This is a genomic window from Pantoea sp. Morm, from assembly GCF_016643525.1.
Lineage (GTDB): Bacteria > Pseudomonadota > Gammaproteobacteria > Enterobacterales > Enterobacteriaceae > Pantoea > Pantoea dispersa.
In genome coordinates, this window is the sequence record NZ_VOQX01000005.1 from 80,425 (window position 1) to 92,083 (window position 11,659).

Sequence of the window (11,659 nt, forward strand, 5' to 3'; positions counted from 1 at the left end):
AACCAGCATTTTCCTCTGTCCTTATGCCATCGCATTAGTTTATTCCTCCCGGGCGATAATCACGCGTCAGTGCCTTTTTTGTCACTGACAGCGCCGTGCCGCCTTATGACGTTTGCAGGCCGGGTTTTCTGCGGTTATGGTAATCGACCTACTCTCAAAAGAATCCACGCAGGTAGATTCCCTGTACCTGGAAGACGAAATGAATGGCGTCTTCTGAGCATAAACATAAGGTTTTGATCTTAATTGGCAATAAAGGGACAGATGCGAGCGGCACGCAGGATAGCGTTTGCTGGCGCAGCTGGCTCTCAAGCCTGGAGGCAGAAAATGGAGATGTTGTCAGGAGCCGAAATGGTCGTCCGTTCGTTAATCGATCAGGGCGTTAAGCAGGTATTCGGTTATCCGGGCGGTGCGGTGCTCGATATTTATGATGCGCTGCAAACGGTCGGTGGTATTGACCACGTGCTGGTGCGCCACGAGCAGGGCGCCGTACATATGGCGGATGGCCTGGCGCGCGCGACCGGCGAAGTCGGCGTGGTGCTGGTCACCTCAGGTCCTGGCGCCACCAACGCTATCACCGGTATTGCGACCGCCTATATGGATTCCATTCCGCTGGTGATCCTCTCCGGTCAGGTGCCGTCCTCGCTGATTGGCTATGACGCCTTCCAGGAGTGCGACATGGTGGGGATTTCGCGTCCGGTGGTGAAGCACAGCTTCCTGGTGAAAAGCACCGAAGAGATTCCGACAGTGCTGAAAAAAGCCTTCTGGCTGGCGGCCAGCGGTCGTCCGGGGCCGGTGGTGATCGATCTGCCAAAAGATATTCTGAATCCGGCTAACAAGCTGCCATACGTGTGGCCGGAAACCGTCAGCATGCGCTCTTACAATCCGACGCTGCAGGGCCACAAAGGCCAGATTAAGCGCGCGCTGCAGACGCTGCTGGCGGCGCACAAGCCGGTAATTTACGTCGGCGGCGGGGCCATTACTTCTGGCTGCGAGGCGGAACTGCTGCAGCTGGCAGAGCAGCTGAATATTCCGGTCACCACTTCGCTGATGGGGCTGGGCGCGTTCCCGGGCTCGCATCGCCAGTGTGTGGGCATGCTCGGTATGCACGGCACCTATGAAGCCAACATGACCATGCACAACGCCGATCTGATCTTTGGTATCGGCGTACGCTTTGACGACCGCACCACCAACAATCTGGCGAAGTATTGCCCGAATGCCACCGTGATGCACATTGACGTCGATCCAACCTCGATCTCTAAAACCGTCAGCGCCGATATTCCGATTGTCGGCGATGCCAGACAGACGCTGACGCAGATGCTGGAGCTGCTGGCGCAGAGCGAGGCGAAGCAGGAGCTCGATAGCCTGCGTGACTGGTGGCAGAGCATTGAAGGCTGGCGCAGCCGCAAATGCCTGGAATTTGACCGCAGCAGCGACAAAATCAAACCGCAGGCGGTGATCGAAACCATTTGTCGTCTGACACACGGTGAGGCGTATGTGACCTCGGACGTCGGCCAGCACCAGATGTTCGCTGCGCTTTACTACCAGTTCGATAAACCGCGCCGCTGGATCAATTCCGGCGGCCTCGGCACTATGGGCTTTGGCCTGCCGGCGGCACTCGGCGTGAAGATGGCGCTGCCGCAGGAGACCGTAATTTGCGTGACCGGCGACGGCAGTATCCAGATGAACATTCAGGAGCTGTCGACCGCGCTGCAGTACGACCTGCCGGTGCTGGTGCTGAACCTGAACAACCGCTTCCTCGGCATGGTGAAACAGTGGCAGGACATGATTTACTCCGGCCGCCATTCACAATCTTATATGGAGTCGCTGCCGGACTTCGTGCGCCTGGCGGAAGCCTATGGCCACGTGGGCATCGCGATTCAGCATCCGGCTGAGCTGGAAGAGAAGCTGCAGCTGGCGCTCGATACGCTGGCGAAAGGGCGTCTGGTGTTTGTGGATGTCACGGTGGACGGCAGCGAGCACGTCTACCCGATGCAGATTCGCGGTGGCGCGATGGATGAGATGTGGTTGAGCAAAACGGAGAGGACTTAATTATGCGTCGTATTTTATCAGTTCTGCTGGAGAACGAATCCGGCGCATTGTCGCGCGTGGTGGGGCTGTTTTCCCAGCGCGGCTATAACATTGAGAGCCTGACCGTCGCGCCGACCGACGATCCTACCCTGTCGCGCATGACCATTCAGACCGTGGGCGACCAGAAAGTGCTGGAGCAGATCGAAAAGCAGCTGCACAAGCTGGTGGACGTGTTACGCGTCAGCGAACTGGGGCAGGGCGCTTACGTCGAGCGTGAAATCATGCTGGTGAAGATTCAGGCCAGCGGGTACGGTCGCGAAGAGGTAAAACGCAGCGCGGAAATTTTCCGTGGGCAGATCATTGATGTGACGCCGACGCTGTACACGGTTCAGCTGGCCGGCACCAGCGATAAACTCGACGCGTTCCTCAACACCGTGCGTGAAGTGGCGGAAATCGTTGAAGTGGCGCGTTCCGGCATCGTCGGGGTATCACGCGGCGATCGCGTAATGCGTTAATACCGCAAAGTTATCATCGGTTTTCAAGCTAACCCGGCGGAATGCCGGGTTTTTTTATTTTATGCGCTTCGGCCGCTTGTGCATGAAAAGCGGTTGCTCAGCGTACTGTTCTGCGGTTAGATGTTACAAATGTTTTACCCTTAGCTACTCTGCGGACATTTTCGCCAGCCCTGGCTTATCAGAATTAAGGTGTCATCGTGAAACTGGATGAAATTGCGCGCCTGGCGGGCGTGTCGCGCACCACGGCGAGCTATGTCATCAATGGCAAAGCGCGGCAGTATCGTGTCAGCGACAAAACCGTTGAGAAAGTCATGGCGGTGGTGCGTGAGTACAACTATCACCCCAACGCGGTGGCTGCGGGCCTGCGCGCCGGACGCACCCGTTCGATTGGTCTGGTGATTCCCGATCTGGAAAACACCAGTTATACCCGCATCGCCAACTATCTCGAACGCCAGGCGCGTCAGCGCGGCTATCAGCTGCTGATTGCCTGTTCCGAAGATCAGCCGGATAACGAAATGCGCTGCATTGAGCACCTGCTGCAGCGTCAGGTGGATGCGATCATCGTCTCCACGTCGCTGCCGCCGGAACATCCGTTCTATCAGCGCTGGGTCAACGACCCGCTGCCGATTATCGCGCTGGACCGCGCGCTGGATCGTGAACACTTCACCAGCGTGGTTGGTGCCGATCAGGATGACGCGCAGGCGCTGGCGGCTGAATTGCGTCAGCTGCCGGTGAAAAACGTGCTGTTTCTCGGCGCGCTGCCGGAGCTGTCGGTCAGCTTCCTGCGTGAAATGGGGTTCCGCGAGGCGTGGCAGGGCGATGAGCGCCCGATCGATTTCATCTATTGCAACAGCTTTGACCGCGCCGCTGCGGCGACGCTGTTTGAAAAATACCTTGAAGACCACGCGATGCCCGGAGCACTGTTTACCACCTCGTTTGGCCTGTTGCAGGGGGTGATGGACGTGACGCTGAAGCGTGACGGCCGCTTGCCAACTGACCTGGCTATTGCGACTTTCGGCGACCACGAATTATTAGACTTTCTGGAGTGCCCGGTGCTGGCGGTAGGGCAGCGCCATCGCGATGTTGCTGAGCGTGTGCTGGAGCTGGTACTGGCTTCGCTGGATGAGCCACGCAAACCGAAGCCGGGTTTAACCCGTATCCGCCGTAATTTATTCCGCCGCGGACAATTAAGTCGTCGCGCTAAATGAAGCGTCGGGCGAGATGTCGCCCGCGCTAATTTCTCTCATCCATATTTAACCAGACGCACACGGGCGTAAAAAAGCGTAAATTATCATCGCCCCGGCTAACGAATTATCGGCGCTGGATTTTCTTATTTGTTTACATCTTCAGCAATCGCGCATAGCAGAGCTGACGCGATGGTGCTGGGCTTCCTTTCAGAAATCCCCTAAAATGCCGCCGCCGTCGCAGATTGGGGCAGAATAATCGCAGCGGTAAAATTGCGCTAATTTTCACCGATAAATCTGACGCAAATTTTTTTTATACTGTTATTCATCAGGTTAATTTTAAATTGACCTTTCATTCTCCTCTTATTCTTCTCTCCGGTTAATTTCATTCGGTGTAAAGAGTGATATTCACTTGCCGTTGCGGCTTGACAAGGATTTCATCGGCTCCGTAAACTCGTTTCGTGGTAAAAAGTGGGATAAAGTGGTGAAAACGGGTAACTGAGGGGTAGGGCTGGCATGTTCCGTGGAGCAACGTTAGTCAATCTCGACAGCAAAGGGCGCCTGGCGGTGCCGACGCGTTATCGCGAATTGCTGCTCGCAGAGTCTCAGGGTCAAATGGTTTGCACCATTGACCTCCATCAGCCCTGCCTGCTGCTTTATACCCTGCCCGAATGGGAAATTATTGAGAAAAAACTGGCCCGGTTATCCAGTATGAATCCGAACGAGCGTCGCGTGCAGCGTCTGCTGTTAGGACATGCCAGCGAGTGCCAGATGGATAACGCAGGCCGTTTACTGCTGGCGAACACGTTGCGCCAGCATGCGAGCCTGACCAAAGAAGTGATGCTGGTTGGACAGTTCAACAAGTTTGAGCTGTGGGATGAACAGACCTGGTATCAACAAGTTAAGGACGATATTGACGCAGAACAGTCAGCTCAGGAGCCTTTATCTGAGCGGTTGCAGGACTTGTCGCTATAGCTATGCAGGAAAATTTTAAACACACCACGGTGCTGCTGGATGAGGCGGTTAACGGCCTTAATATCAGGGAAGACGGCATTTATATTGACGGCACCTTTGGTCGCGGCGGTCACTCACGCCTGATCCTGTCGCAGCTTGGCGCGCACGGACAGTTACTGGCGATCGATCGCGATCCGCAAGCCATAGCCGCAGCCGCTGAGATAAACGATCCACGTTTCTCGATTGTGCACGGGCCGTTTTCAGCGCTGGCTGAGTATGCCGAAGAGCGCGGGCTGACCGGCAAAATCGACGGCGTACTGCTGGATTTGGGCGTCTCTTCGCCTCAGCTGGATGACGCCGAGCGCGGTTTCTCCTTTATGCGCGACGGGCCGCTGGATATGCGTATGGATCCGACGCGCGGTCAGTCGGCAGCCGAGTGGTTGCAGAGCGCGGAAGAGGCAGACATTGCGTTTGTGCTGAAAACCTACGGCGAAGAGCGCTTCGCAAAACGCATCGCCCGCGCCATCGTCGAGCGCAACCGGGAACAGCCGATGATGCGCACCAAAGAGCTGGCCGATCTGATTGCGGCGGCAACGCCGGTAAAAGACAAATTTAAGCATCCGGCGACGCGCAGCTTCCAGGCGATACGCATCTGGATCAACAGTGAGCTTGAAGAGATCGATATCGCGCTGAAAGGGGCATTGACGGTGCTGGCACCGGGCGGGCGTTTATCCATCATCAGCTTCCACTCGCTGGAGGATCGGCTGGTGAAGCGCTTTATGCGTGACCAGAGCCGTGGTCCGCAGGTGCCGGCCGGGATTCCGATGACCGAAAGCCAGCTGAAAGCGCTGGGCGGACGTGAACTGAAAACCCTCGGCAAGCTGATTCCTGGCGAAGCCGAAGTCAAAGACAACCCGCGCGCGCGCAGTTCGGTCCTGCGTATCGCTGAGAGAACCGCATCGTGATTGGCAATGAGCGTCACAGCCTGCCCGGCGTCATTGGTGGCGATCTGCTGCGTTTTGGCAAGATCCCGCTGCTGCTGCTGATCGCCGTGCTGGTTTCTTCGGTGCTGGTGGTGACCACCACGCATAAGACCCGTCTGCTGACGGCGCAGCGTGAGCAGCTGGTGCTGGAGCGTGATGCGCTGGATATCGAATGGCGCAACCTGATCCTCGAAGAGAATGCGCTGGGCGATCACAGCCGGGTAGAACGGATAGCAACCGATAAGCTGCAGTTGCAGCATGTTGATCCTTCCCAGGAAAATATTGTGGTGCAGAAATAAGGAATCGCAGACCTCAATGAGCGGCGCAGGCAAAACGCTGAAGTTAAGAAAACAGGAAGATAAGGCCAGCTTTGTAAGCTGGCGTTTTGCGTTGCTGTGCGGCTGTATTCTTCTGGCGCTGGGTGGATTGCTGTCGCGCGTGGCGTGGCTGCAGGTCATCAGCCCGGATAAGCTGGTGAAGGAAGGCGATTTACGTTCGCTGCGAGTGCAGGAAGTGCCTACCGCGCGCGGCATGATCAGCGATCGCGCCGGACGCCCGCTGGCGGTAAGCGTGCCGGTTAACGCCATCTGGGTCGATCCCAAAGAGCTGACCGAGCACGGCGGCGTCACCGTTGATAGCCGCTGGAAAGCGCTGTCGGATGCGCTGTCGATCCCGCTTGATCAGCTGGCGGCGCGCGTCAACGCCAATCCAAAAGGGCGCTTTATTTACCTCGCCCGTCAGGTTAACCCGGCGATTGGCGAATATGTGAAAAAGCTCAAGCTGCCCGGTATTTACCTGCGCCAGGAGTCGCGCCGCTACTATCCGGCCGGCCAGGTCACTGCCCACCTGATTGGCTTCACCAACATTGACGGCCAGGGCATTGAAGGCATCGAGAAGAGCTTCGATAAATGGCTGACCGGTGAGCCGGGCGAACGTACCGTGCGCAAAGACCGCTACGGGCGGGTGATTGAGGATATCTCCTCGGTCGATAGCCGCGCCGCGCACAACCTGACGCTGAGCATCGACGAGCGCCTGCAGGCGCTGGTGTACCGCGAACTGAACAATGCTGTTGCCTTCAACAAAGCCGAATCGGGCACTGCGGTGCTGGTGGACGTGAACACCGGCGAAGTGCTGGCGATGGCCAACAGCCCGGCTTACAACCCCAATAATCTCAGCAACACGCCGAAAGACGTGATGCGTAACCGCGCTATTACCGACATCTTCGAGCCAGGCTCCACCGTGAAGCCAATGGTGGTGATGACCGCACTGCAGCGCGGCGTGGTGAAAGAGAACAGCGTTCTGAACACCGTGCCGTATCGCGTCAATGGTCATGAGATCAAAGACGTGGCGCGCTATAACGAATTGACCCTTACCGGGGTTCTGCAGAAGTCGAGTAACGTCGGGGTTTCGCGCCTCGCGTTAGCGATGCCCTCCTCAGCGCTGGTAGAAACTTACGCGCGCTTTGGCCTGGGTAAACCGACCAATTTGGGGCTGGTCGGGGAAAGTAGTGGCTTATACCCTCAAAAACAACGGTGGTCTGACATAGAGAGGGCCACCTTCTCTTTCGGCTACGGGCTAATGGTAACACCGTTACAGTTAGCGCGAGTCTACGCAACCATTGGCAGCTACGGCATCAACCGCCCGCTGTCGATTACCAAAGTTGACCCGCCGGTGGCGGGCGAGCGCGTTTTCCCGGAAGACCTGGTGAAAACCGTGATGCACATGATGGAAAGCGTGGCGCTGCCGGGTGGCGGTGGTGTTAAAGCCGCCATCAAGGGCTATCGCATCGCGATCAAAACCGGTACCGCGAAAAAAGTCGGTCCGGACGGACGCTACGTCAATAAATACATTGCTTACACCGCGGGCGTTGCGCCTGCCAGTCGCCCGCGTTTTGCGCTGGTGGTGGTGATCAACGATCCCCAGGCCGGTAAATATTATGGTGGTGCGGTTTCTGCACCGGTGTTTGGCGCCATCATGGGCGGTGTCCTGCGCACCATGAACATTGAACCGGATGCGCTGCCAACGGTGGATAAAAACGAGTTGGTGAAGAATAAGAGAAGTGAGGAATCAAGTGACAGATCGTAACCTGCGCGACTTGCTGGCCCCGTGGGTGCCTGGCGCGCCGGCGCGTCCACTCCGTGACATGACACTGGACAGCCGCGCTGCGGCTGCTGGCGATCTGTTTATCGCCGTGGCGGGCCATCATGCTGATGGACGTCGATTTATTCCACAGGCCATCGCCCAGGGTGTGGCGGCGGTCATTGCCGAGGCTGAAGGTGAAGCCAGCGATGGTGATATCCGCGAGATGCACGGCGTCCCGGTTATCTATCTGGCTCAGCTGCCGCAACGCCTTTCCGCGCTGGCCGGGCGTTTCTACCAGCAGCCGGCTGACAAACTGAAGCTGATTGGTTTGACTGGCACTAACGGTAAAACCACCACCACGCAGCTGATTGCGCAGTGGGCCAACCTGCTGGGCGAAACCGGCGCGGTGATGGGCACGGTGGGCAATGGCCTGTACGGTCAGCTGGTGCCGAGTGAAAACACCACCGGTTCGGCGGTGGATGTACAGCATATTATGCACGACCTGGTCGGGCAGGGGGCTACCGTGGCGGCGATGGAAGTCTCTTCGCACGGTCTGGTGCAGCATCGCGTGGCCGCGCTGCCGTTTGCCGCCGCGGTATTTACCAATCTGAGCCGCGATCACCTTGATTATCACGGTGACATGCAGGGCTACGAATCGGCCAAGTGGCTGCTGTTCTCTGAGCATCAGGTAGGCGAGGCCATCATCAACGCTGATGATGAAGTGGGCCGCCGCTGGCTGGAAAAATTACCGGATGCCGTGGCCGTTACGCTGGGCAACAATCTGCAGCCCGGCTGTCGTGGCCGCTGGCTGCAGGCGACGGCGATCGATTATCACGACGGCGGCGCACACGTGCAGTTCAGTTCGAGCTGGGGCAACGGCGAGTTTGACAGCCGCCTGATGGGCGCCTTTAACGTCAGCAATCTGCTGCTGGCGCTGGCGACACTGCTGACGCTGGATTATCCGCTCGACACGCTGGTGGCCAGTGCCAGCCAGCTGCAGCCGGTGTGCGGGCGTATGGAAGTGTTCACCGCCGCGCACAAGCCGACGGTGGTGGTGGATTACGCACATACGCCAGACGCGCTGGAAAAAGCGCTGGAAGCGGCCCGGCTGCACTGCAAGGGCCAACTGTGGTGCGTATTTGGCTGCGGTGGCGACCGTGACAAAGGCAAACGCCCGCTGATGGGCGCGATTGCCGAACAGTTTGCCGATATCGTGGTGATCACCGATGACAATCCGCGGAGCGAAGAGCCGACGGCGATTGTTAACGACATTCTCACCGGCCTGCTCGATCCGGGCCGGGCCCGCGTCATTGCAGGACGAGCGCAGGCGGTCACCCATGCGGTGATGCAGGCCAGCGCCGACGATATCGTGCTGGTGGCCGGTAAAGGCCATGAAGATTATCAAATCATCGGCAATCGCCGCCTTGACTACTCTGACCGCGACACCGTCGCCCGTTTGCTGGGGGTAATGGCATGATTCCGGTTACGCTGAAAACCCTGGCAGAGATTAGCGGTGGGCAACTGCACGGCAGCGATCTCACGATTGCGGATGTCACCACGGATACCCGTAAAGCTACCCCAGGCAGCCTGTTTGTGGCGCTGGTGGGTGAACGTTTTGATGCGCACGATTTTGCCGCCGACGCTATCGCCTGTGGCGCACAGGCGCTGCTGGTGAATCGTCGTTTAGCGGTTGACGTGCCGCAGGTGGTGGTCGCTGACACGCGTATCGCCTTTGGTCAGCTCGGCGCCTGGGTGCGTCAGCAGTCGAAAGCGCGCGTGGTGGGGCTGACCGGCTCCTCCGGTAAAACCTCCGTGAAAGAGATGACCGCGGCGATTCTGCGCCAGTGCGGTGAAACGTTGTATACCGCCGGTAATCTTAACAACGATTACGGCGTGCCGATGACGCTGCTGCGTCTTACCCCGCAACACGCGTATGCCGTGATTGAAATGGGCGCGAACCATCAGGGTGAAATCGCCTACACCACCAATCTGGTGCGTCCGGAAACCGCGCTGGTCAACAATCTGGCGGCGGCGCATCTGGAAGGCTTCGGTTCGCTGGCGGGCGTGGCAAAAGCCAAAGGCGAAATCTTTGGCGGCTTACCGGTGCACGGCACCGCAATCATCAACGCCGACAGCAACGATCTGCCTAACTGGCAGCCGCAGTTTGCTGACAAAACTCTGTGGCGCTTTTCGCCGCAGCCGATGGCTGACGCGGAGTTCCGCGCCAGCGATATCGTGCTGCGCGCTGACGCCACGCTGTTTACCCTGCACACGCCGCGCGGTGACATCGCCGTCGAGCTGCCGCTGCCGGGCCGGCACAATATCGCTAATGCGCTGGCTGCTGCCGCGCTGGCGCTGTCGGTTGACGCGCCGTTAACCGCTATCCAGTCTGGCCTTAAAACCTTACAGCCCGTTCCTGGGCGCCTGTTCCCGATTCGCCTCGCCGGTAATCAGCTGCTGCTGGATGACAGCTACAACGCTAACGTTGGTTCGATGACCGCCGCTGCGCAGGTGCTGGGCGATATGCCGGGCTTCCGCGTCATGGTGGTCGGCGACATGGGCGAGCTGGGCGACGAAGCCGAAGCCTGTCATCGTCAGGTGGGCGAAGCGGCGAAAGCCGCCGGTATTGATTGTGTGCTGAGCACCGGCAGCTTCAGCCATTTGATTAGTGAAAGCAGCGGCCGGGGCGAACATTTCGCCAGTAAAGCTGAACTGACTGAACGTTTACGCACGCTGCTGTCCCAACATGCGGACATCACTATTTTGGTTAAAGGTTCACGTAGTGCCGCCATGGAGCAGGTAGTACAGAGCTTACAGGAGAAAGGAACATGCTAGTCTGGCTGGCCGAACATCTGGTCGCATTTTATTCCGGCTTTAACGTCTTTTCCTATCTGACGTTTCGCGCCATTGTCAGCCTGCTGACCGCTCTGTTCATCTCTTTATGGATGGGCCCGCGCCTGATCGCCTGGCTGCAGAAACTGCAGATTGGCCAGGTGGTACGTAACGATGGTCCGGAGTCGCACTTCAGCAAGCGCGGCACGCCGACCATGGGCGGCATAATGATTCTGACCTCCATCACGGTTTCGGTGCTGATGTGGGCTTATCCGTCCAATCCTTACGTCTGGTGCGTGCTGGTGGTGCTGGTCGGTTTTGGCGTAATTGGCTTTGTTGATGACTATCGCAAAGTGGTGCGTAAAGACACTAAGGGCCTGATCGCGCGCTGGAAATATTTCTGGATGTCGGTGATTTCGCTCGGCGTGGCGTTCGCGCTGTTCATCGCCGGTAAAGATACGCCTGCCACACAGCTGGTGGTGCCGTTCTTCAAAGATGTTATGCCGCAGCTCGGCCTGTTCTACGTGGTGCTGGCCTACTTTGTGATTGTCGGAACCGGTAATGCGGTAAACCTGACAGACGGTCTGGATGGTCTGGCCATCATGCCAACGGTGTTTGTCGCGGCGGGATTTGCGCTGGTGGCCTGGGCGACCGGTAACGTGAAATTTGCCGAGTATCTGCACATCCCGTATCTGCGTCACGCCGGTGAGCTGGTGATTGTCTGTACCGCGATTGTCGGGGCCGGTCTCGGCTTCCTGTGGTTCAACACCTATCCGGCGCAGGTCTTTATGGGCGACGTGGGTTCGCTGGCGCTGGGTGGCGCACTGGGTACGCTGGCAGTGCTGCTGCGTCAGGAATTTTTGCTGGTGATAATGGGCGGCGTATTTGTGGTCGAGACGCTGTCGGTGATTCTGCAGGTGGGATCGTTCAAGCTGCGCGGTCAGCGTATTTTCCGCATGGCGCCGATTCACCATCACTATGAACTGAAAGGCTGGCCGGAGCCGCGTGTGATCGTGCGCTTCTGGATTATTTCGCTGATGCTGGTGCTGATTGGCCTGGCAACGCTCAAGGTACGTTAATC

General features: G+C 58.0%; 10 protein-coding genes. All 10 read left to right on the forward strand.

From position 1 onward, the window contains the following. Positions 1-324: 324 nt before the first annotated feature. The 10 genes from ilvI (at position 325) to mraY (ending at position 11,657) form a co-directional block, all read left to right on the forward strand. On the forward strand, positions 325-2,049 hold the full coding sequence (ilvI, locus tag FT726_RS03195; protein ID WP_346302390.1) for an acetolactate synthase 3 large subunit: 1,725 nt from the start codon (positions 325-327) through the stop codon (positions 2,047-2,049). 2 nt (positions 2,050-2,051) lie between these two features. Further along, a complete protein-coding gene (gene ilvN / locus FT726_RS03200) occupies positions 2,052-2,543 on the forward strand; it encodes an acetolactate synthase small subunit (RefSeq protein ID WP_010615603.1) in 492 nt (163 codons plus the stop codon). 197 nt (positions 2,544-2,740) lie between these two features. Further along, on the forward strand, positions 2,741-3,751 hold the full coding sequence (gene cra / locus FT726_RS03205) for a catabolite repressor/activator (RefSeq protein WP_346302391.1): 1,011 nt from the start codon (positions 2,741-2,743) through the stop codon (positions 3,749-3,751). Between the two features lie 492 nt (positions 3,752-4,243). Beyond that, the gene (gene mraZ / locus FT726_RS03210) at positions 4,244-4,702 is read left to right on the forward strand and encodes a division/cell wall cluster transcriptional repressor MraZ (protein WP_021507569.1); all 459 of its coding nucleotides are present in this window, start codon (positions 4,244-4,246) and stop codon (positions 4,700-4,702) included. Positions 4,703-4,704: 2 nt separating this feature from the next. After that, complete coding sequence (gene rsmH / locus FT726_RS03215) at positions 4,705-5,646, forward strand: 16S rRNA (cytosine(1402)-N(4))-methyltransferase RsmH (RefSeq protein WP_288423284.1); 942 nt, start codon at positions 4,705-4,707, stop codon at positions 5,644-5,646. Further along, complete coding sequence (gene ftsL / locus FT726_RS03220; RefSeq protein ID WP_021507567.1) at positions 5,643-5,963, forward strand: cell division protein FtsL; 321 nt, start codon at positions 5,643-5,645, stop codon at positions 5,961-5,963. The genes rsmH and ftsL overlap by 4 nt, the downstream gene beginning before the upstream one ends. 16 nt (positions 5,964-5,979) lie before the next feature. Further along, complete coding sequence (locus FT726_RS03225; protein ID WP_288423287.1) at positions 5,980-7,749, forward strand: peptidoglycan glycosyltransferase FtsI; 1,770 nt, start codon at positions 5,980-5,982, stop codon at positions 7,747-7,749. Further along, positions 7,736-9,223: a UDP-N-acetylmuramoyl-L-alanyl-D-glutamate--2,6-diaminopimelate ligase gene (gene murE / locus FT726_RS03230; protein ID WP_346302392.1), complete on the forward strand. Its 1,488-nt coding sequence runs from the start codon at positions 7,736-7,738 to the stop codon at positions 9,221-9,223. Before FT726_RS03225 ends, murE begins: the two co-directional genes overlap by 14 nt. Then, positions 9,220-10,581, forward strand: a complete 1,362-nt coding sequence (gene murF / locus FT726_RS03235) for a UDP-N-acetylmuramoyl-tripeptide--D-alanyl-D-alanine ligase (RefSeq protein WP_288423292.1) — start codon at positions 9,220-9,222, stop codon at positions 10,579-10,581. Before murE ends, murF begins: the two co-directional genes overlap by 4 nt. Continuing rightward, positions 10,575-11,657 (forward strand): phospho-N-acetylmuramoyl-pentapeptide-transferase, encoded by a 1,083-nt coding sequence (gene mraY / locus FT726_RS03240; protein WP_021507563.1) that lies wholly within the window; start codon positions 10,575-10,577, stop codon positions 11,655-11,657. The genes murF and mraY overlap by 7 nt, the downstream gene beginning before the upstream one ends. Positions 11,658-11,659: the final 2 nt, after the last annotated feature.

Coding starts and splice junctions, on each gene's coding strand:
- murF (WP_288423292.1), top strand. CDS start 9,220: ATGATTCCGGTTACGCTGAAAACCCTGGCAGAGATTAGCGGTGGGCAA.
- FT726_RS03225 (WP_288423287.1), top strand. CDS start 5,980: ATGAGCGGCGCAGGCAAAACGCTGAAGTTAAGAAAACAGGAAGATAAG.
- rsmH (WP_288423284.1), top strand. CDS start 4,705: ATGCAGGAAAATTTTAAACACACCACGGTGCTGCTGGATGAGGCGGTT.
- mraY (WP_021507563.1), top strand. CDS start 10,575: ATGCTAGTCTGGCTGGCCGAACATCTGGTCGCATTTTATTCCGGCTTT.
- ilvN (WP_010615603.1), top strand. CDS start 2,052: ATGCGTCGTATTTTATCAGTTCTGCTGGAGAACGAATCCGGCGCATTG.
- mraZ (WP_021507569.1), top strand. CDS start 4,244: ATGTTCCGTGGAGCAACGTTAGTCAATCTCGACAGCAAAGGGCGCCTG.
- ilvI (WP_346302390.1), top strand. CDS start 325: ATGGAGATGTTGTCAGGAGCCGAAATGGTCGTCCGTTCGTTAATCGAT.